This window comes from Pseudomonas pharyngis (assembly GCF_021602345.1).
GTDB classification, from domain to species: domain Bacteria; phylum Pseudomonadota; class Gammaproteobacteria; order Pseudomonadales; family Pseudomonadaceae; genus Aquipseudomonas; species Aquipseudomonas pharyngis.
Genome location: NZ_BQID01000002.1, coordinates 148,469 through 169,281, shown reverse-complemented (window position 1 = coordinate 169,281; position 20,813 = coordinate 148,469). Strand labels below are relative to the sequence as shown.

At 59.5% G+C, this 20,813-nt stretch carries 19 protein-coding genes and 3 tRNA genes; 14 read left to right on the top strand and 8 right to left on the bottom strand.

All coding sequences use genetic code 11. The annotated features are described in order from the left end of the window. The first annotated feature begins 3 nt into the window (after positions 1 to 3). The 6 genes from modC (at position 4) to L6D74_RS04340 (ending at position 4,983) form a co-directional block, all read left to right on the top strand. Entirely contained in the window at positions 4 to 1,083 is a 1,080-nt protein-coding gene (gene modC / locus L6D74_RS04365) for a molybdenum ABC transporter ATP-binding protein (protein WP_064596959.1), read from the top strand. A gap of 73 nt (positions 1,084 to 1,156) precedes the next feature. Continuing rightward, positions 1,157 to 2,194 carry a DNA topoisomerase IB gene (locus L6D74_RS04360; RefSeq protein ID WP_085610426.1) on the top strand — a complete coding sequence of 346 codons (1,038 nt, stop codon included), beginning with the start codon at positions 1,157 to 1,159 and terminating at the stop codon, positions 2,192 to 2,194. Between the two features lie 143 nt (positions 2,195 to 2,337). Further along, entirely contained in the window at positions 2,338 to 3,963 is a 1,626-nt protein-coding gene (locus tag L6D74_RS04355) for an ABC-F family ATP-binding cassette domain-containing protein (protein ID WP_236187770.1), read from the top strand. Between the two features lie 71 nt (positions 3,964 to 4,034). Then, positions 4,035 to 4,265 (top strand): hypothetical protein, encoded by a 231-nt coding sequence (locus L6D74_RS04350; RefSeq protein ID WP_064596965.1) that lies wholly within the window; start codon positions 4,035 to 4,037, stop codon positions 4,263 to 4,265. Positions 4,266 to 4,385: 120 nt separating this feature from the next. Next, positions 4,386 to 4,616, top strand: coding sequence for a hypothetical protein (locus L6D74_RS04345; protein WP_039768768.1), 231 nt, complete (start codon positions 4,386 to 4,388; stop codon positions 4,614 to 4,616). Positions 4,617 to 4,698: 82 nt separating this feature from the next. After that, on the top strand, positions 4,699 to 4,983 hold the full coding sequence (locus tag L6D74_RS04340; protein WP_039768769.1) for a hypothetical protein: 285 nt from the start codon (positions 4,699 to 4,701) through the stop codon (positions 4,981 to 4,983). A gap of 50 nt (positions 4,984 to 5,033) precedes the next feature. On the opposite strand, the gene L6D74_RS04335 is transcribed toward L6D74_RS04340, so the two are convergent. The 7 genes from L6D74_RS04335 to L6D74_RS04305 form a co-directional block, all read right to left on the bottom strand. After that, a tRNA-Leu gene (locus tag L6D74_RS04335) sits at positions 5,034 to 5,120 on the bottom strand. A 194-nt stretch (positions 5,121 to 5,314) separates the two neighbouring features. After that, a tRNA-Cys gene (locus L6D74_RS04330) sits at positions 5,315 to 5,388 on the bottom strand. Between the two features lie 46 nt (positions 5,389 to 5,434). Continuing rightward, positions 5,435 to 5,510: transfer RNA gene (locus L6D74_RS04325), tRNA-Gly, on the bottom strand. Between the two features lie 60 nt (positions 5,511 to 5,570). After that, complete coding sequence (gene pgsA / locus L6D74_RS04320) at positions 5,571 to 6,131, bottom strand: CDP-diacylglycerol--glycerol-3-phosphate 3-phosphatidyltransferase (protein ID WP_064596971.1); 561 nt, start codon at positions 6,129 to 6,131, stop codon at positions 5,571 to 5,573. 32 nt (positions 6,132 to 6,163) lie between these two features. Next, complete coding sequence (gene uvrC / locus L6D74_RS04315; protein WP_236187769.1) at positions 6,164 to 7,987, bottom strand: excinuclease ABC subunit UvrC; 1,824 nt, start codon at positions 7,985 to 7,987, stop codon at positions 6,164 to 6,166. 2 nt (positions 7,988 to 7,989) lie between these two features. Then, positions 7,990 to 8,631 carry a response regulator transcription factor GacA gene (gene gacA / locus L6D74_RS04310; RefSeq protein WP_032829778.1) on the bottom strand — a complete coding sequence of 214 codons (642 nt, stop codon included), beginning with the start codon at positions 8,629 to 8,631 and terminating at the stop codon, positions 7,990 to 7,992. 127 nt (positions 8,632 to 8,758) lie between these two features. After that, complete coding sequence (locus L6D74_RS04305) at positions 8,759 to 9,202, bottom strand: GNAT family N-acetyltransferase (RefSeq protein ID WP_236188411.1); 444 nt, start codon at positions 9,200 to 9,202, stop codon at positions 8,759 to 8,761. 616 nt (positions 9,203 to 9,818) lie between these two features. Between L6D74_RS04305 and L6D74_RS04300 the strand changes: the two genes are divergently transcribed. Beyond that, positions 9,819 to 10,895 (top strand): 3-deoxy-7-phosphoheptulonate synthase, encoded by a 1,077-nt coding sequence (locus L6D74_RS04300; RefSeq protein ID WP_236187768.1) that lies wholly within the window; start codon positions 9,819 to 9,821, stop codon positions 10,893 to 10,895. 61 nt (positions 10,896 to 10,956) lie between these two features. Here L6D74_RS04300 and L6D74_RS04295 read toward each other — a convergent pair whose 3' ends face one another. Further along, positions 10,957 to 12,069, bottom strand: coding sequence for a hypothetical protein (locus L6D74_RS04295; protein ID WP_236187767.1), 1,113 nt, complete (start codon positions 12,067 to 12,069; stop codon positions 10,957 to 10,959). A 340-nt stretch (positions 12,070 to 12,409) separates the two neighbouring features. On the opposite strand from L6D74_RS04295, the gene L6D74_RS04290 reads away from it, so the two are divergent. From L6D74_RS04290 to L6D74_RS04260, 7 genes are all read left to right on the top strand, one after another. Beyond that, positions 12,410 to 13,279, top strand: a complete 870-nt coding sequence (locus tag L6D74_RS04290; protein ID WP_064596978.1) for an esterase/lipase family protein — start codon at positions 12,410 to 12,412, stop codon at positions 13,277 to 13,279. A gap of 96 nt (positions 13,280 to 13,375) precedes the next feature. Then, positions 13,376 to 13,657 carry a peptidylprolyl isomerase gene (locus L6D74_RS04285; RefSeq protein WP_007952068.1) on the top strand — a complete coding sequence of 94 codons (282 nt, stop codon included), beginning with the start codon at positions 13,376 to 13,378 and terminating at the stop codon, positions 13,655 to 13,657. Between the two features lie 134 nt (positions 13,658 to 13,791). Continuing rightward, positions 13,792 to 15,660 carry an extracellular solute-binding protein gene (locus tag L6D74_RS04280; RefSeq protein WP_085646775.1) on the top strand — a complete coding sequence of 623 codons (1,869 nt, stop codon included), beginning with the start codon at positions 13,792 to 13,794 and terminating at the stop codon, positions 15,658 to 15,660. Next, a complete protein-coding gene (locus tag L6D74_RS04275) occupies positions 15,660 to 16,721 on the top strand; it encodes a microcin C ABC transporter permease YejB (RefSeq protein ID WP_236187766.1) in 1,062 nt (353 codons plus the stop codon). Before L6D74_RS04280 ends, L6D74_RS04275 begins: the two co-directional genes overlap by 1 nt. Continuing rightward, positions 16,721 to 17,743 (top strand): ABC transporter permease, encoded by a 1,023-nt coding sequence (locus L6D74_RS04270; RefSeq protein ID WP_085610438.1) that lies wholly within the window; start codon positions 16,721 to 16,723, stop codon positions 17,741 to 17,743. Before L6D74_RS04275 ends, L6D74_RS04270 begins: the two co-directional genes overlap by 1 nt. Before the next feature lie 13 nt (positions 17,744 to 17,756). After that, positions 17,757 to 19,331: an ABC transporter ATP-binding protein gene (locus tag L6D74_RS04265; protein ID WP_236187765.1), complete on the top strand. Its 1,575-nt coding sequence runs from the start codon at positions 17,757 to 17,759 to the stop codon at positions 19,329 to 19,331. Between the two features lie 40 nt (positions 19,332 to 19,371). Beyond that, positions 19,372 to 20,787, top strand: coding sequence for a sigma-54 interaction domain-containing protein (locus tag L6D74_RS04260; protein ID WP_236187764.1), 1,416 nt, complete (start codon positions 19,372 to 19,374; stop codon positions 20,785 to 20,787). Positions 20,788 to 20,813: the final 26 nt, after the last annotated feature.

The following is a 20,813-nucleotide window of genomic DNA, read 5'->3' as shown; positions in this document are numbered from 1 at the left end:
TCGATGATTGATGCACGCCTGAAACTGGCCTGGTCGGGCTTCAGCCTCGACGTTGATCTGCAGCTGCCCGGTCGCGGCGTGACGGCGCTGTTCGGTCAGTCCGGCTCGGGCAAGACCACGTGCCTGCGCTGCATCGCAGGGCTCGAGCGCGCGCCGCAAGCCTTTATCCGCATCAACGACCAGGTCTGGCAGGACAGCGAAAAAGGCATCTTCGTGCCGCCACACAAACGTGCGGTCGGCTATGTGTTTCAAGAAGCCAGCCTGTTTGCGCATCTGTCGGTGCTGGCCAATCTGCAGTTCGGCCTCAAACGCATTCCCAAGGCGCAGCGCCGGGTCGACATGACCCAAGCCACCGAACTGCTGGGCATCGGCCATTTGCTGGATCGTCACCCTCAGCATCTGTCCGGCGGCGAGCGTCAGCGTGTCGGCATCGCCAGGGCGCTGCTGACCAGCCCTGAATTGCTACTGATGGATGAGCCTCTGGCAGCCTTGGACAGTCAGCGCAAAAGCGAAATCCTGCCCTACCTGCAACGCCTGCATGACGAACTGGAAATCCCGGTGCTTTATGTCAGCCACGCCCAGGACGAAGTGGCCAGGCTCGCCGACCACCTGGTGCTGCTCAGCGACGGCAAAGCGCTGGCCAGCGGCCCGATTGGTGAAACCCTGGCGCGGCTCGATCTGCCGCTGGCCATGGACAATGACGCCGGGGTGATCATCGAAGGCCAGGTCAGCGGCTACGATGCCGACTATCAATTGCTCACCCTGCAACTGCCGGACTCGCCACTGAGCATTCGCGTGACCCACGCGCCGATGACGACGGGCCAAAGTCTTCGCTGCAAGGTACACGCGCGAGACATCAGCCTGACTCTGCAAAACAGTGAGTTCAGCAGCATCCTCAATCGACTGCCGGTTACGGTCGTCAGCGAGCAGCCGGCGGATAACGCCGCGCATGTGCTTATCCGCCTCGATGTTGGGGGCACACCACTGCTGGCGCGCATCACTCGCTACTCGCGGGACCAACTCGGCGTGCATCCGGGCCAGTCATTGTGGGCCCAGATCAAGGCCGTCGCGGTGCTGGCGTAAACCCGCGGGCACGTCCGTCATGGCGTGCGGTCAATGGTTTTAACAGCCTGATTGCCGCGAAGGAAAATCCGCCATGCCCGATACTGCGCTCACCGAGGTATTGCCTTCGGATCTGCATTACGTCGATGACACCCAGCCGGGTATTAGCCGAAGAAAACTGCGCGGAAAATTCGCCTATTTCAATCCCGAAGGCCAGCGCATCACCGACCCTGACGAGATCAAGCGCATCAACTCGCTGGCCGTTCCGCCGGCCTACACCAACGTGTGGATCTGCGCCGACCCGTGCGGCCATCTGCAAGCCACCGGTCGCGATGCCCGTGGACGCAAGCAATATCGCTATCACGCTCGCTGGCGCGAAGTGCGCGACGCGGACAAGTATTCGCGCCTGCGCGAATTCGGGCTGGCGCTGCCCAAGTTACGCAAACAGCTGGAAGCGCTGCTGGCATCGCCCGGGTTCAGCCGCGACAAAGTCATGGCCACGGTCATCACGTTGCTCGACGCCACCCTGATTCGCGTCGGCAATACGCAATACGCGCGGGACAATCGCTCTTACGGCCTGACCACCCTGCGCAGCCGGCATGTCGAGGTCAACGGCAGCGCGATCCTGTTCCAGTTTCGCGGCAAGAGCGGCATCGAGCATCAGATCACAGTGAAGGACCGGCGATTGGCGCGGATCATCAAGCGCTGCCTGGAAATACCAGGGCAGAACCTGTTTCAGTATCTGGATGAAAACGGCGAGCGACACACCGTCAGCTCTTCCGACGTCAACACCTACCTGCAAACCCTGACCGGCGCGGATTTCACCGCCAAGGATTACCGGACCTGGGCCGGCAGCGCATTGGCGTTGGCGGTCCTGCGAGAGCTGCAATGGGAGTCCGAGAGCGAGGCCAAGCGACATGTGGTGGAGATGGTGAAAGGTGTCGCCCGCCAACTGGGCAACACGCCGGCGGTCTGTCGCAAATGCTACATCCACCCGGCGGTGGTGGAGCACTTCATGCTCGGCGCCTTGGCCGAATTGCCGAAGCCGCGCGTCCGCAAGGGGCTGCGCAAGGAAGAAGTCGCGCTGGCCCTGTTTCTCGAACGCATGGTAGAGAAGGCAACAGCGCCTTGAAGCCTTCGCCCATCTCGAATAGGCTACGCCCTCCTACCTCCTCAGGACGACCGCAGAAGTGAACAACTAAGCCTTCAAAAATGTAATCGCGACACGCCGCTCAAGGCGCCTGTCAGTGCTCACAACATTTTTTGGAGGTGCCGATGACTCACGTCTCGCGTACGCCTGCTCTCGTCTCCCTGAACCAGCTGGGTTTTCAGTTCGCCAATGGCGAGACGATTTTCACTGCACTCAACCTGAAATTCGATCACACCCCGACCGCCATCGTCGGGCGCAATGGCGTTGGCAAAAGCGTACTGGCGCGCCTGATCGCCGGACAATGGCAACCCACCACCGGTAGCGTGACGCGTTCCGTAACGACGACCTACGTGGCGCAAACCTTTATTGCCGCACCCGGCGAAACGGTCGCCGAGACCACCGGCAGCGCCGCCATTCTTGAGGCGCTTGAGCGCATGAAGAATGGCGGCGGATCGGCCGAGGATTTCGATCTCATAGGTGAACAATGGGACCTGGCGGAGCGCCTGCGGCGTACGCTCGATGACGCCGGGCTGACCGAGGTTGCCCTCTCCGACGAGACCGGCAAACTCAGTGGCGGCCAGCAAGCACGAGTCGCGCTGATTGGCGCGTTTATCAGCCAGGCTGAATTGCTGATCCTCGATGAGCCGACGAACCATCTGGATGCATTGGGACGGCAATGGCTGATGAACTCGCTTGAGCGCTGGCACACCGGGTTGATCGTCGTCAGCCATGATCGGCAATTGCTCGACCGGATGCAGCGTATCGTTGAGTTGAGCGCGTCGGGGGCTATCGAATTCGGTGGCAATTACTCGGCATTCCGCGAGCACCAGCGAATCTATCAAGAGGCGGCGCAGGCACGTCTGGATCAGGCCAGAAGCGAGCGTCAGCGCGAGCGGATTCGACTTCGCCGCGAGCACGACACGATACAACGCCATGCCGCCAACTCCCGACGCAACGCCGAAACCGCCAATATTGCCAGTTTCGAATACGTCGCGATCAAGGGCGCCGCACGGGAAATCATGGGGCATGTCCGTCAGGGACATCAGGCCCGCAAGTCCGAGCTCGATGCCCAGGTACGCGAGGCTTATGCCAAGGTACAGCCCGAGGACAGCGTGCTGATCAACCTGCCCGGGAGCGCCGTGCCCAACAACCGTCAGATCTGCACGCTGAGTGAAGCCCGATTGCCGTGGCTGCCGGGCGATGCACTGAATCTCACGATCCATGGCCCGATGCGGATCGCTGTCAGCGGTCCCAACGGCTGCGGCAAATCAACCTTGCTGAAGGTGCTCGCCGGGGAACTCGCACCCATCAACGGAACCGCCACAACACACGTGCCCTTAGCATTCCTGGATCAGCAGTTGGCCCAACTGAGCGATCAGCGCTCCATCACCGAACAGCTGATGATGCAGGGAACTGCGCTGACCGAGGGCACTCTGCGCAGCTATCTCGCTCACTTGCAACTGGATGCAAGCCGCGCCACGAGCCCCTGCGCGTCGTTGAGCGGTGGCGAACGCCTGAAAGCGGCGTTGGCACTGGCCTTGTGGCGATCGGATCCTGCGCAGCTATTGTTGCTGGATGAGCCGACCAATCACCTGGATCTGCCTTCCGTGGAAGCATTCGAGCGGGCATTGCAGACATTTCCGGGCGCCATTGGCGCCGTTTCCCACGATCAGGATTTCCTTGAGGCGTTGAATCCGACCCACCACCTGCGCTGGCGGCAGTCAGGCTGGCAACTGCAACCGACGAACTGACTTGCCTATTTTTTGCACGATTGGTCAGGGCTTCTATAGTTGATCTGGTAGGAATCAGCTGCGGTGACGCCATGGAAGACATATTTGTCGTGAAGCGCTGCAACAAGATTGTCATCCACGGCCGGCGCGCCGGAGAAACGCTCCATGAGCCCGCCGAAGCCTTGGGCTGGTATCGCATCTGCGACACGCGAACCGGTGGTTTCATCGGCGATGGTTACGACCGGGAAGAAGACGCCCGCAAGGAATGTCATCGGCTCAACGCCGCCAGCTCGCAAGTGACCGCCCCCGAGTCGTCGGGCTGATAGCTGTCATTTACGGGTCTATACTCAAACCAGCTGAAGGAGCAGCGCCCCAACGGCAGAGAGCTCGCGCTTGGCGAGCTTTTTGCTGCTACCGAGCGGATTAATGAACGGAGGTGCTCCATGTCCGAAAAAGAGTCCATCACCACTCTGCTGACCTTGCTCGAGGCTCGGGAGGCGCGTCTCGCGGCAGCTTGCAAAGAGATCGCCGACTGGGTCGATCATCAAGGCGGACACCCGACCGCTCTGCGCATCCGCGACCGGCTGAACGATATCGACAAGGACACTCCCCTCATTCGCAGTACCTTGTCGTCGCTCAAACCCATTGATCGGCCGCTACCACGCTTCAGATAGCTCGTCGATTCGCTTGGCGCATGAAAGAACGCCCTTGGTCGTGAGAGGTCAAAACCTTTACACGTCACCAAGGAGACGTCCCATGGTCATTCATTTCAAAGTCGACGGGCATCTGGCCTGTGGGCACAAGGGCAACAACCTCTCCTCCAGCAGCGAACTCAATCGAGTGAAGTGCCGTAGTTGCCGCAATACCGATGCGTACAAGGATGCGCGCAAAAATCAGCGCAATGAGGCGCGGCGCGCGGCTCGCCAATCCTGGGCTGCACGCTCGGCGTCCGACTGGCGTTCCGAGTGGATCGAGCGGTTGACGGCTATGGCCGGGCTTCAGCGTTTGCCTAGAGGATTTAGCGGGCAGGCGTTTGTATGAGCACGAAAAAGGGCTTGCATGAGGTATGTCATGCAAGCCCTTGATATTCATGGTGCCCGAAGCCGGAATCGAACCGGCACGCCCTTACGAGCGGGGGATTTTAAGTCCCATGCGTCTACCAGTTTCGCCATTCGGGCGGTAGCGCGATGTTGCACTGTGCTGACGACGATTCACAATCCTGACAGGACTGCACATTGGCAGCAGAGGGGGAAATATATACATCACTTCCCGGTGAAGCAAGTTTGCAGTTGCCGTTTCAAAGACAAAATCTTTCACTGCAACGCAAATAAAAAAGCCCCGTAAATCATGGATCTACGGAGCTTGTTTATAGTGGAGGCCGAGGTCGGAATCGAACCGGCGTAGGCGGATTTGCAATCCGCTGCATAACCATTTTGCTACTCGGCCTCAAAACATTTGCTGTCAGTAGCGCAACAACAAACGTTGTACAAATTGGAGCGGGAAACGAGACTCGAACTCGCGACCCCGACCTTGGCAAGGTCGTGCTCTACCAACTGAGCTATTCCCGCTTGGTGTGGCGCATTCTATAGATTCCAGATGCCCCGTCAACCCTTTGATTCAAAAAAGTTTTATTTCTTTTCTACATCGGTCTTCAGATGTGGCCAGGCTGCGCGAAGGTATTGAACCATCGACCACAGGGTCAGACCTGCAGAGATCATCAGCAACGCATAACCCATGAGAACCCAGAAACTGAAAGCCTTGGGGTTGGCCAGGAGAATCACCAGTGCCAGCATCTGCGCAGCAGTTTTCCATTTACCCAGATTGGATACGGCCACATGAGCCCGGGCACCGAGTTCGGCCATCCATTCACGCAACGCCGAGACCACGATCTCGCGACCGATAATGACAGCTGCCGGCAGTGTGAGCCAAAGGTTGCCATGCTCTTGCACCAGCAAGACCAGTGCGACGGCGACCATGAGCTTATCGGCTACCGGATCGAGAAACGCACCAAAAGGCGTGCTTTGTTCCAGGCGTCGCGCGAGGTAGCCGTCCAGCCAGTCAGTCGCTGCCGCAAAGGCGAATACCGAACTTGAGGCCAGATAGCTCCATTGGTAGGGCAGATAGAACAGCAGAATGAAGATCGGAATGAGCAGGACGCGGAGAACGGTAATCAGATTAGGGATATTCATCGGCACAACTGGCTACGAGGTGAATGGGCATTCTACTCACTATGCAGGTTTGCATAAATCGACTCTGCTAGCTTTTTGCTGATCCCCGGTGCTTTGGCGATCTCTTCGATGCTTGCACGAGACAGCTCCTGCAATCCACCAAAATGTTTCAACAAGTCCCGCCGCCGGGTCGGCCCTACACCCGCAACGCCTTCCAGCGTTGACGTGCGGCGGGTCTTGCCGCGCCGAGCACGGTGGCCGGTGATCGCAAAGCGGTGGGCCTCGTCACGGATTTGCTGGATCAGGTGCAGCGCCGGCGAATCGCCACGCAAGGTGAATTCATGCGCCGCATCATTCAGATACAAAGTCTCGAAGCCCGCCTTGCGCGTGGCACCCTTCGCGACCCCCAGCAAGATCAGATCCGGAACAGCCAGTTCGTTGAGCACGTCACGCGCCATCGACAACTGCCCCTTGCCGCCGTCCACCAACAGGATGTCCGGTAACTTGCCCTCGCCTTCCTTCAGCTTGCTGAAGCGTCGGGTCAGGGCCTGATGCATGGCGGCGTAATCGTCGCCAGCGGTCACACCTTCGATGTTGTAGCGGCGATAATCCGACTTGATTGCCCCTTCCGGCCCGAACACCACGCAGGAAGCAACCGTCGCTTCACCGCTGGAGTGGCTGATGTCATAGCATTCCAGCCGTTGCGGCGGCTCGTCGAGGTTCAACACTTCTGCCAACGCTTCGAAACGTGCGGCAACGTGCTGACGATTGGCCAGCCGCGCACCCAGTGCCTGTTCGGCATTGGTCACGGCCAGTTGTTGCCAGCGCGCACGCGTACCGCGCACCCGATGGCTGATGGTCAGCTCGCGTCCGCGGAGCGTGTGAATAGCCTCGATCAACGCAGGAAAGTCTTCGTGAACGACATTGACGATCAACTCGCTCGGCAAGTCGCGCTCCGGGCTGCTGATGAAGTATTGCCCCAGAAACGCAGCCATGACTTCGGCTACGTCTTCTTCGATCCCGACCTGGGGGAAGAAATTCTTGCTGCCAAGCACCCGCCCTCCCCGCACGCTGATCAGGTGGACACAAGCACCGCCCGGATTGACGAATGCGGCGATCACATCGATATCACCCGTTCCGCCTTCCATGCTCTGCTGATCCTGCACTCGACGCAGCAAGGCAATCTGGTCGCGCAGTTCGGCGGCGCGCTCGAATTCGAGGTTAACCGCAGCCTCTTCCATCGCCGTCGACAGCTCATTGGTCAACGCATGGCTTCGCCCTTCGAGGAACATCACCGAGTGACGTACGTCCTCGGCGTAAACCTCAGGCTCGACCAGCCCGACGCAGGGTGCCTTGCAACGTTTGATCTGATACTGCAGGCACGGTCGGGTCCGGTTCTTGTAGTAGCTGTCCTCGCACTGACGCACGAAGAACGTCTTCTGCAGAAGACTGAGGCTTTCGCGGATAGCCCCGGCACTCGGATAGGGACCGAAATACTTACCCTTGGCCTTCTTGGCCCCGCGATGAATGCTCAGGCGCGGGAATTGCCCGTCCGACAAAAAGACATAGGGATAGGATTTGTCATCGCGCAACAGGATGTTGTACGGCGGCCTCCACTCCTTGATCAGAGTCTGCTCAAGCAGCAACGCCTCTGTCTCGTTGGACGTAATGGTGGTTTCGACCTGGGCGATACGCCCGACCAGTGCCGCCGTTTTCGGCGCCAGGCCCGTCTTGCGAAAGTAACTGGCCAGGCGTTTCTTCAGGTTCTTGGCTTTGCCTACGTACAACAGACGCGCGTCGCTGTCGAACATGCGATACACGCCGGGGCGCCCGCTGACGGTCGATAAAAAAGCGCCCGAATCGAATATTTCAGTCATGGTCAGAGGCTGGCATCAACCATGCCGTGACGAACCGCCAACAACGTCAGTTCGACATCGCTGCTGATCGAGAGCTTTTCGAAAATGCGGTAGCGATAGGTATTCACGGTTTTCGGCGACAAACACAGTTTGTCGGAAATGATCTGAACCTTCTGGCAGCCGACAATCATCAGCGCAATCTGGATTTCCCGTTCCGACAAGGCATCGAACGGTGAATCATTGGTCGGCTGAAAGGATTTGATTGCCAGTTGCTGGGCAATCTGCGGGCTGATATAGCGCTGGCCGGCGAACACCAGGCGAATGGCCTGAACCATTTCCGGCAATCCGGCGCCCTTGGTCAGATACCCCGCCGCACCGGCCTGCAACAAACGTGTAGGAAACGGATCTTCCTCACACACGGTGACTGCAACCACTTTGATGTCGGGATGGCTGCGCAACAGTTTGCGCGTAGCTTCGAGGCCGCCGATGCCCGGCATCTTGACGTCCATCAGCACCACGTCGGGCTTTAACTCACGAGCCTTGATGAGGGATTCTTCCCCGGACTCGGCCTGGCCCACCACCTGCAGGCCATCGATGTCGGCCAGCATACGTGTAATGCCTGTACGAACGAGATCATGGTCATCGACCACTAGCACCCTAATCAAGCAGACACCTCGCGATATGGTCTTATTGGGATGCCGGACACCTTAGCAAAAAGTGCGGGGCAGACCTAGCGGCAAGCGACATATTAAAAGTTTCAATTCTTCATCGGGGGCTTGCCGGCTGTGGGTTTCAGAGCACAGGTGTACTGAAATCGAGCTGCATTCGCAGGAAACACTCATCCTCACCCTGCACCAACATTCCTTTTTTTCGATACAGGTTTTGCGCCGGATTGTTTTTGAACACCGTCAGGCGCAACGCCGGGCGACACTCCAGCCGCGCCATCGCAACAACCTGATCGATCGCCCAGGATCCCGCGCCCTGGCCCTGAGCGCTCTCGATGATCTGCAATTCGCGGATATACAGGGCCCGAGCATCACGGCTCAGACTGAAATACCCCGTCAATTCGCCTTCCCGAAGGATCAACCAGTTCTCGCGCCCGGCCCAGGCGACATCGAACGCCTCGTCCTGCCACAGCAAGTCATAGTGAATGTAGTAGCGGAGCATATTTCGGCAAGTCAGCTCTCGCACAAACGACAGGTCGGCGGCCGTTGCCTGGCGCAGTTCAAAACTCATTCCTGCCTCGATACGCGTCAAAAGCAGAGTGTGGCACACCCAGGCGAGCGCTCAACCCATAAAGTCCTTCTTGCTACTCCAATAGCATTTTCTGATTGCTGACGCGCAGCAGCCTCTAGTAAGCTCGGCGCATTCATCGGAGACAGCTCATGTTCAACGCCCTTTCACAGCTTCATACCACCAGCGCCTCGCGCTCGGTTGCGGCTGCCCGGGTGAACGGTGCCTCGGCTCCAGCAAGCTTTTATTTTGGGTATTGGTTTAGCCACTGGCGCGCCTGATACCCAACCGGCGCCCATTTGAACGGGTCGCCTACCAGAGATTTCTCAACCCCCGGTCGGCCTCCCGACCGGGGGTTTTGTTTTTTCAGGCCCGAACTTTTTTCAGCAACACACCAGACACTTTGAGGATTCAACCAATGAACTACGCCACTTATTACCGTTACGACAGTTTTTCCGCCTGGCGATTTACCAGCCTCCGCTCGGGACAACCTGCCGCCTCCGATCGGTCACCCACAGGTGGCAAGCCAACACACGTAGCCAATCCGGCCAATTGTCGAACACCCCACTAGGGCCGATTAAGCGGGAAGCCCCCGCCCTCCGCCCAGGAATTACCGAATATGAACTCGTCCGTTTCTGCTCTGCCACTGTCCACGCTGAACTCTGCCAACGAAGCACTGACCCTGCGTCTGCCAAGTTCGCTGCAACTCAAGCAGCAATTGCCGCTCAGCAATGCCCTGAACAATCAAGTCGTTGCCCACCGCCAGGCGGTCCGAGCGATTCTCAATGGTGAAGACCAACGCCTTTTGGTGATCGTTGGCCCTTGCTCGATACACGACCCCGAATCCGCACTTGAATACGCCGAAAAGCTCGCACAACTGGCCAGCGAAGTCCGTCAGGACATGTTGCTTGTCATGCGCGCCTACGTTGAAAAGCCTCGCACCACCGTTGGCTGGAAAGGCCTGGCATACGATCCTCATCTCGACGGTAGCGACGACATGGCTGCGGGCCTGACGCTATCGCGCGAACTGATGCTGGAAATGATCCGCCTCGGACTGCCGGTCGCCACTGAACTGCTGCAACCCATGGCCGCCGGATACTTCGACGACTTGCTGAGCTGGGTCGCCATCGGCGCCCGCACCACTGAATCTCAGATCCATCGTGAAATGGCCAGCGGGCTCGGCATGCCGGTCGGCTTCAAGAATGGAACCGATGGTGGTGTCGCCATTGCCGTCGATGCGATGCGTTCGGCAGCTCATCCCCATCGCCATTTCGGCGTGGACAGCCAGGGCCATCCGGCTATCGTCCCGACGCTCGGCAACCCGGATACGCATCTGGTGTTGCGGGGTGGACATCAGGGGCCGAACTACGACCGTGAAAGCGTTTCCAGGATCAACAACGAATTGAACCGACTGAAAATCCCGAGCCGAATAATGGTCGACTGCAGTCATGCCAACAGCGGCAAAGACCCCCTTCGCCAGCCTGACGTGTTCAATCATGTACTGGAGCAGCGTTTGCAGGGCGAACGCTCGCTGATCGGCATGATGCTTGAATCGCACCTGTTCGAAGGATGCCAGCCCTTGAGCGAGTCGCTTCGCTACGGGGTTTCGGTAACCGATGGCTGCCTCGGGTTCGATGCTACGAGACAATTGCTGCTGGACGCCGCCCACCGTATGCGCAAACAGACTTCGGTCTGATGATGAGCACCGCCCTCCGCCGAATTTCAAGCGGAGGGCGGGCTACGTTCGCAACGCTAGATCAAGCCTGTACGCGAACCAGTGTAACCGCGGACTCCTGACTGACATCATCCAGCCGTTCGACCGAGTAGGACAGTCGCACAACAGTGTTCACATGCTCTCGCCAGAACCGGTAAGGCACGATGAAAACCAACGGCTGCATGGCCATCCCCCCGATGATTTCGCGGTCGTCCCGGTGGAAGAACGACTCGCCGTCACACTTGAGATAAACCAGCTCACCCTCCTCCACCTGCGCATCACTTATCATCACGCTGATGCCATCGGTGGCGTCATGCATATCAAGCACGCCGTCTTCCGCTTCAAGCACTCGGGGTGCCGGTAGCTCATCTCGTGCCAATGGGCCAATGCTGATCCGCGTAGCGCCTGACTCGCGAATGGCTCCGCTTTTCTGCTCTACACGGTAGTGAACCAACACCTCGCCCCCCAAATGCGGAGCGATGAATTCGGGCGCGACTCCGAACACCAAGGGCTGACCGACAGCAAAGAACTCAACGATAAGAATGTCTCGAAATGATGCCTCCGGCGAAGGCCCCTGCCAGATCAACTCTACCCGGTCGCCTGCACTCATTCCGGCATAGGGTTGAAGGATGGCAGTCGTTCCGTCGGGTACGCGAGCCGGATCGAGACTGCCCCCGACGGCATCCTCCACGAGGACCGGTAACAGACTGTAGCGGACGTCTCCGACGTCCAGCAGCGTACGCATTGAAGAACCAGGCGCCGTTCTCGTGACGCTGTTCAATGTCCAGAACACCTCCAGCGTGCCCCCGTCCAATGCTGCGATGTGAACGTCCCGAACGATCAGAACGACATCCTTGCCCAGCTGACTTTCACTGACGGATCTCGCAATGTCGTGCCGATACGGCAGGCCTTCTGTATCGAAACCATGCCAACTCAACACGACCCTGTCACCGCATGCCATTCCAGACCAGGGCGCAATCCGCACCACAACCTTGCTCAATGACGGATCAACGACAGCGCCGACAATCGAATCCAGTGTGGGCGCCGGCAACGGCAAAGCCCCTGCGCCCTCCCGACAGGGTCCGAACGACTGAACGCTGCCACCCTCCATCCCTGTGTCCTTTTCTTGCAAGACCGCTGCTTGTAAATCATTCATCAGTTGCCTCTCCATTCCCTGGAAATGACACGTCGCCTGAGCTCTGCGTCGAAGAGCCTCCATTTAAACCGCTTCACCACCGATCGGATGTCAGCTCCTTACTGTTCGAGCCATGACCAAACGCACTAAAGGAAGTAGGCAAAAAAGGGAAAAGTACTTTCGACGAGGCGGGAGCTGTCTGAATGTTCCGAAGCGGAGTTCATGCAGCAGTGAAAATTCATACACGCATTGATCCAGTTTCCAACGCATGACGGCGATTCTTCAGGCATCCCCAGCCTCACGACTGTTTTAGAGTGGCAAGCAGAAAACATCGACGATCATCTGCGATCAAGGACGAAAAATGCTACTAAATGCGACAACCAATCATCCTATTCTTTTGGTGCATGGCCTGTTCGGATTCGAGCGCATTGGCCCGTTCGAACTGTTCCACGACGTAAAACAGGCGCTCAAGGCTGCTGGCGCGCAGGTGTTTGTGCCCCATCTGTCGGTCATCCATGACAATGAAATACGGGGGGAGCAACTGCTCTCGCAAATCAACGCCGTGTTAAGGGGCACAGGCGCGGCCAAAGTCAACCTGATCGGCCACAGTCAAGGCGCACTCACGGCACGCTATGCTGCAGCGCTAGCCCCACACAACGTTGCGTCTGTTACGTCAGTCAGCGGGCCAAACCATGGCTCGGAACTGGCGGACTTCCTGCGCAAGGCGTTGATACCTGGAAGACTTCCGGAGGTCGTGGCACAGAATGTAGCGACCCGGTTTGCCGATTTTCTGTCACTGCTCAGCGGGCAAAAGGCATTGCCGCACAGCGCACTGGCTGCGCTGGGTGCCTTGACAACGGAGGGGGTCGGCAACTTCAACGACAAATACCCGCAGGGTCTGCCCGAGGTCTGGGGCGGTCACGGTGCAGAATGGGTGAATGGCGTTCGCTATTTTTCATGGAGCGGCGTCGTACCCGAACCCGAAGAGCCCTCGCTCGACCCTGTCCAGGGCATCTGCTGCGCCCTCTCGGAATACTTCATTACAGAACTCGCCCAGAACGACGGACTTGTCGGTCGCTTCAGCTCTCACCTGGGCACCGTGATCCGCTCCGACTACTCCCTCGATCACCTGCATACTCTGCGGCGGGCAAGCGGACACCACGCCATGGCTAACGACTCGATACGTCTCTATGTCGAGCACGCCTTGCGCCTTCAAGCCGCTGATCTATAGATGCCTCATCAGACCAGCGAACGGAACTTTGCCGAGAAATCGACCACTGAATCCGGTAGTCTCCACCCTTTATCGATTTGATTGGAGAATTTCCCCATGGCTAAAGCCACTGCCCGCCACATCCTGGTTTCCAGCGAAGCCAAGTGCAACGAACTCAAGGCCCAGATCGAAGGTGGCGCTGATTTCGCCGAAGTGGCCAAGGCCAACTCCACCTGCCCGTCCAGCCGTCAGGGCGGCGACCTGGGTTCGTTCGGTCCTGGCCAGATGGTCAAGGAATTCGACACCGTGGTATTCAGCGCACCGATCAACGTCGTGCAAGGCCCGGTGAAGACCCAGTTTGGCTATCACCTGCTGGAAGTCACCAGCCGTCAGGACTGATTTCAGCCCGACCTGCTGTGCAACGGCCCGCCTGATGGCGGGCCGTTTTGTTTTGGTTGCACCGCACCGCTGGCGAACGGCGCGCCGCTCGCGTACAAATTGCGCTTATCGATTACCCGGCTTTAAGGCTGACAATGCGACTGGCTTTCCCGACATTGATGTTCACTGCCCTGACCCTGCTGCTTGGGATCACTGGTGTGGACGCCGCACCGCTACATGCGATGACCGTCTATGGCGAACCGGCAAAGTACCCGCCCGGCTTCAGTCACTTCGATTACACCAACGCCCAGGCGCCAAAAGGCGGGACAATGCGCCGCTCGGCCATCGAGATCGGCCACTTCGATCATGTCCTGCCGTATATCGACAAAGGCATCGGCGTCAGCCAGATCGACGGCCTGCTGTATTCCCCGCTGGCCCAGCGTTCGCTCGACGAGCCCTACACCGTATACGGCCTCGTGGCGCAGAAAATGGAACGCTCGGATGACGGCCTGTCCCTGCGCTTCTTTATCAATCCAAAAGCCCGCTTCGCCGATGGCAAGCCGATCACCGCCGAAGACGTGCGCTACACCTATGATTTGCTGATGACCCAGGGCAGCCTGCGTTATCGCACCCAGTTCGCCGACGTCAAAGGCGTCGAAGTCGAAGCCCCGCTGACCGTGCGCTTCGATTTCAAGAGCAACGAAAACCGTACCCTGCCGCTGGACATCGCGACCCTGCCGGTATTTCCCGAACATTGGTGGAAGACCCGTGATTTCGCTGGCGGTGGCGGCTATGAACCGCCGCTGGGCAGCGGTCCGTATCGGGTCGGCAAAGTCGACTCCGGGCGCAGCATTACCTTCGAACGCAATCCCGACTGGTGGGGCAAGGACCTGCCGGTCAGCCGTGGCCTGTACAACTTCGATCATTTCAGCATCGAGTACTTCGGCGACACCGACGTCGCCCGCCAGGTCTTGCGCGGTGGCGCCTATGACTACAACCGTGAATTCTCCGCCACCGGCTACTCCATCGGTTACGACAGTCCGGCCCTGAGCGACGGGCGCCTGCAAAAGGCTCATCTGGCCACCGAGGCACCGCAGTCGGCCCAGGGTTTCGTGTTCAACCTGCAAAAGCCGATGTTCCAGGATCGCCGCGTTCGACAGGCCCTGGCCATGCTCTGGGATTTCGAATGGAGCAACCGGCAGATGATGCGCAACATGTACATTCGCCAGCAGAGTTACTTCTCCAACACCGACCTGGCCGCGCGCCAGCTGCCGGATGCCGCCGAGCTGAAGATTCTGGAACCCTTGCGCGGACAGATTCCCGACGAGGTGTTCACCCAGGTCTTCGAAGCGCCGAAAACCGACGGCAGCGGCCTTATCCGCGACAAACAACTGCAAGCGTTGGAGCTGCTGGAACAGGCCGGCTGGAAACCCGATGGCGACCAGTTGGTCAACGACCGTGGCGAGCCGTTGAGCTTCACATTCCTGGTCAGCCAGAACGGCATGGACCGTCTGCTGCTGCCGTACAAGCGCACACTTAAACAGATAGGCATCAACCTCGACATCCGTCGCATCGACTCCTCGCAATACGTCAACCGTCTGATGAGCCGCGACTACGACATGATTGTCACTGGTTACCCGGTCACCACCTCCCCCGGCGGCGAACTGTTGAACTACTTCGGTTCGGCATCGGCCAATGACCCCGGTGCCAACAATTACATGGTGCTGAAGAACCCGGCGGTCGACACCTTGATCAACGGCCTGATCCGCGCTTCGACCCAAGCCGATATGCTGCGTTACGCCCATGCACTGGATCGGGTTCTGCAATGGAACTACTACTGGATTCCCAACTACTACCCGCCGGGCACGTCCACCGTGTGGTGGAACCGTTTCGGCATTCCCACCGTGCAGGCGAGCAATGACGAAGCGATCGAGAGCTGGTGGGAAATCAGCAGCACGCCGCTGACAAACCAGCAGATGACGGCCGAGAAAATCAGCCGTGGCAGACCCGGAGGGCCGCACTGATGTGGGCTTACATACTGCGGCGCCTGCTGCTGATCATTCCGACGCTGGTGATCATTCTGCTGGTCAACTTCGTGATCATCCAGGCCGCGCCAGGTGGTCCGGTTGAACAAGCCATCGCCCACTTGCAAGGCATCGGCGGTGCCAGTGTCGGCGGCGGTGCGAGCGAGACCATGAGCGGCACGTCCCGCGCCAGTCGCGGCCTCGATCCGCAGCTGATCAAGGACATCGAAAAACAGTACGGCTTCGATAAACCGGCCCATGAACGCCTGTGGCTGATGCTCAAGAACTACGCGCAGCTGGATTTCGGCAAGAGCTTCTTCCGTGGCGCCACGGTCACCGACCTGATCCTGCAGAAAATGCCGGTGACCATTTCCCTCGGCCTGTGGGCGACGCTGATCACTTATCTGGTGTCGATCCCGCTGGGCATCCGCAAAGCCGTGCACCACGGCAGCCATTTCGATATCTGGAGCAGCACGGCGATCATCATCGGCTACGCCATGCCGGCATTCCTGTTCGCGATGTTCCTGATCGTGATGTTCGCCGGCGGCACCTCACTGAACTGGTTCCCGGTGCGCGGGTTGGTGTCCGACAACTTCGAATCCCTGTCAACGCTGGGCAAGATCACCGACTACTTCTGGCACCTGGTATTGCCGGTCACGGCACTGGTGATCGGCGGTTTCGCCACCCTGACCATCCTCACCAAGAACTCGTTCCTCAATGAAATCACCCGCCAATACGTGGTCACCGCGCGCGCCAAAGGCCTGAGCGAAAACCGGGTGCTCTATGGGCATGTGTTCCGCAACGCGATGCTGCTGGTGGTATCGGGCATTCCCCAGGCGTTCATCAGCGTGTTCTTCGCCGGTTCGTTGCTGATCGAAGTGATCTTCTCCCTCGACGGCTTGGGGCGCATGAGTTACGAAGCAGCCGTGTCCCGGGACTATCCGGTGGTGTTCGGCTCGCTGTTCATCTTCACCCTGTTCGGCCTGCTGATAAAACTGATCGGCGACCTGTGCTACACGCTGGTCGACCCGCGCATCGACTTCGCCGCGAGGAATGCCTGATGTTCAAGCTCTCGCCTCTGGGCCGTCGCCGCTTCGAACGCTTCAAGAAAAACCGCCGGGGCTGGTGGTCGCTGTGGTTATTCATCGGGCTGTTCCTGCTCAGTCTCGGCGGCGAATTGATCGCCAACGACAAGCCGCTGATCGTCAGTTATCAGGGCCAATGGTACTTCCCGGTATTCAAGCGCCACACCGAGCAGGAGTTCGGCGGACAACTGCCGTTTCAGGCCGATTACCGCAGCGATTACGTGCAGAAGCTGATCCGCAAGGACGGTGGCTGGCTGCTGTTTCCGCCGATTCCGTTCAGTGACGACACCCCGAACTACGACCTCAACAAACCGGCGCCGAGCCCGCCGACTTCGGTCAACTGGCTGGGCACAGACGATCAGGCGCGCGACGTCCTGGCCCGGGTGATCTTCGGCGCGCGGGTGTCGATCCTGTTCGCCCTGATGCTGACCTTCGTCAGCGCTCTGATCGGCATCGCAGCCGGCGCCCTGCAGGGTTATTACGGGGGCTGGGTCGACCTGCTCGGCCAGCGATTGCTGGAGGTCTGGTCGGGATTGCCGGTGCTCTACCTGCTGATCATCCTTTCGGGATTCGTCGAGCCGAATTTCTGGTGGCTGCTGGGGATCATGGCGCTGTTTTCCTGGCTGGCGCTGGTGGACGTGGTCCGCGCCGAGTTTCTGCGCGGACGCAACCTTGAGTACGTCAAGGCTGCCCGGGCCCTGGGCTTGAGCGATCGCAAAGTGATTGTCCGGCACATCCTGCCCAACGCAATGAACGCGACCCTGAGCTACCTGCCGTTCATTCTGACCGGGGCGATTTCGACCCTGACCGCGCTGGACTTCCTCGGCTTCGGCATGCCTGCCGGCAGCGCGTCTCTGGGTGAGTTGATCGGTCAGGGCAAGCAGAACCTGCAGGCGCCGTGGCTCGGGTTGACCGCGTTTTTCACCCTGGCGCTGATTCTTTCCCTGTTGGTATTCATCGGCGAAGCGTTGCGCGATGCCTTTGACCCGCGCTCATGAACGGACCCTTGATATGACTGACAACCTGATCGAAATCCGTGATCTCAGCGTCGCCTTCCATGGCCAGACCGTGGTGCGCAACCTGTGCCTGGACATCCGCCCCGGCGAGTGCCTGGCACTGGTCGGCGAGTCGGGCTCGGGGAAATCTGTGACGGCCCATTCGATCCTGCAACTGCTCCCCGAATGCGATGCCCGGACCACCGGCAGCATCCGTTATCGTGGGCAGGAACTGGTCGGCGCTGATCCCAAGACCCTGCGCGACCTGCGGGGCAACCGCATCGCCATGATTTTCCAGGAGCCGATGACCTCGCTCAATCCGTTGCACACGATTGAAAAGCAGATTGGCGAGACCCTGTTGCTGCACCGTGGCCTCGGCGGCAAAGAGGCTCAGGCACGGATCCTCGAACTGCTGGAACTGGTGGGCATCCAGAAGCCGAAAGAACGGCTGAAGGCTTATCCGCATCAGCTGTCCGGCGGCCAGCGCCAACGGGTGATGATCGCGATGGCCCTGGCCTGCGAACCTGAACTGCTGATCGCTGACGAACCGACCACAGCCCTCGATGTGACCGTGCAACGCAAGATCCTGATGCTGCTCAAGTCCCTGCAACGGCGCCTTGGCATGTCGCTGCTGCTGATCAGCCACGACCTCAATCTGGTGCGCAGCATCGCCCAACGGGTGTGCGTGATGAAGGCCGGGGAAATCGTCGAGCAGGCGCCGTGCGAAACCCTGTTCACCGAACCGAAACACCCTTACAGCTGCGTGTTGCTAAACGCCGAACCGGAAGGCGAAGCGCTCCCGCGGGACGAACGCGAAAACGTGCTCGAAGTCGATAACCTGAGGGTGGATTTCACGGTCGGCGGCGGGTTGTTCCAGCGCAAGCAATACCTGCGCGCGGTGGACGGCATCAGCCTGAACATCCAGCGCGGCAAGACGCTGGGCATCGTCGGCGAGTCCGGTTCGGGCAAGTCGACCCTCGGTCAGGCGATCCTGCGGCTGCTCGACTCCAAGGGCAGCATTCGCTTCCAGGGCACGGCACTCGACGGTCTCGACCAGAAGCAGATGCGACCGTGGCGCCGGCAGATGCAGGTGGTGTTTCAGGATCCGTTCGGCAGCCTCAGCCCGCGCATGTCGGTGGCACAGATCATCAGCGAAGGGCTGGAAGTGCATTGCCAGTCCACCGCCGACGAGTGCGACGATCAGGTGATCCGCGTGCTCAAGGAAGTCGGGCTCGACCCTGAAAGCCGCCATCGCTATCCCCATGAGTTCTCCGGTGGCCAGCGTCAGCGCATTGCCATCGCCCGGGCGCTGGTGCTCAAACCAGCGCTGATCCTGCTCGACGAGCCGACGTCGGCACTGGATCGTACCGTGCAGAAACAGGTGGTCGCCCTGCTCCGCCAGCTTCAGGAAAAACACGGCCTGACCTATTTGTTCATCAGTCATGACCTGGCTGTGGTGCGGGCGCTGGCCCACGACATGATCGTGATCAAGGACGGCAAAGTGGTCGAAAGCGGCGCCAGCCATGACGTGTTCGACTCACCGCAGCATCCCTATACCAAAGAGCTGTTGGCGGCGGCGCATCCGGGATAGGCATAATCGCGCCACCTGACTTCCGCCAATGGACGCCGCCATGAACACCACCGAAAGCCTCAAGGATTACCAACGGGTCCGCACGCTGGCGATCCGTTCGTTGTTCGAGATCATCGAGCAATCCAGTGAAGGCACGGTGATTGTCGACCGCGATGCGAACATCGTCTGGATGAACGAGCGCTACGCCCGGCGCTTCGGTCTCGACTCCGCCGCCGGGGCCATCGGTAAACCCTGCGAAAGCGTGATCCCCGGCAGCCTGCTGCGCGAGGTAGTACGCACCGGGCGGCCGATTCTGCTGGACATGCAGGACACCCCGAAAGAACCGCTGGTGGTCATGCGCCTGCCGATCCATGACGACGCCGGCGCGGTGATCGGCGCCATCGGGTTTGCCCTGTTCGACGAACTGCGCACGCTGTCGCCGATGCTCAAGCGCTACCTGAGCATGCAGGAAGAACTGGCCTCGACCCGCTCGCTGCTGCGCGCCCGGCAGACCAAATACAACTTCGCCCACTTCATCGGCACCAGCGCTGCCAGTCTGGAAGTCAAACGTCGTGCCCGTCGCAGCGCCAGTGCTGAGTCACCGGTTCTGTTGCTGGGCGAAACCGGCAGCGGCAAGGAGTTGCTGGCACAGGCCATCCACGGTGCTTCGCCACGGGCGCACAAGGCCTTCGTCAGCATCAACAGCGCGGCGATTCCCGAAGCGTTGCTTGAAGCTGAGTTCTTCGGCACAGCACCGGGCGCCTTCACCGGCGCCGACCGCAAGGGCCGCACCGGCAAGTTGCAGATCGCTCAGGGCGGGACGCTGTTTCTCGACGAAATCGGCGACATGCCGCTACCGCTGCAAAGCAAATTGCTGCGGGTGTTGCAGGAAAAGGAATTCGAGCCTGTCGGCTCCAACGATGTGATCCAGAGCGATGTTCGGGTGATCGCCGCGACCTCAACGGATCTGGAAGCGGCGATCAAGCGCGGCGAATTCCGCGCGGATTTGTATTACCGGCTCAACGTGCTTCCGATTCAGGTGCCGCCGCTGAGGGAGCGGCTGGATGATCTGCCGGCGCTCAGTGAAGCGATTCTTGAAGAGCTGCGCAGTCAGCACGAACTCAACCGTGAAGCGCTTGAGCTACTGGGTCAGCATGCCTGGCCGGGGAATATCCGCGAATTGCGCAACGTGCTGGAGCGAGCGGCGCTGCTCAGTGATGACCTGATGCTGACGGCGGATGACATTCGGGCGGCGATTGGCACGTTTACTCCGGTTGAGCGAACGCTGACGCCTCTGTCAGAGCCGGCAAACAACGAGACTTTCAGTCAGGCCCGCGAGCGGTTTGACCGACAGTTGATTCAATCCACCCTCGCGCAATGCGGGGGCAAGGTGATTGAAGCGGCTGAGCGGCTGGGACTGGGTCGTTCGACGCTTTACAAGAAGATGATCGCGCTCGGGATCGCAGAGTCTCAATAGAGAGACACCATTCTCCAAATAAAGAC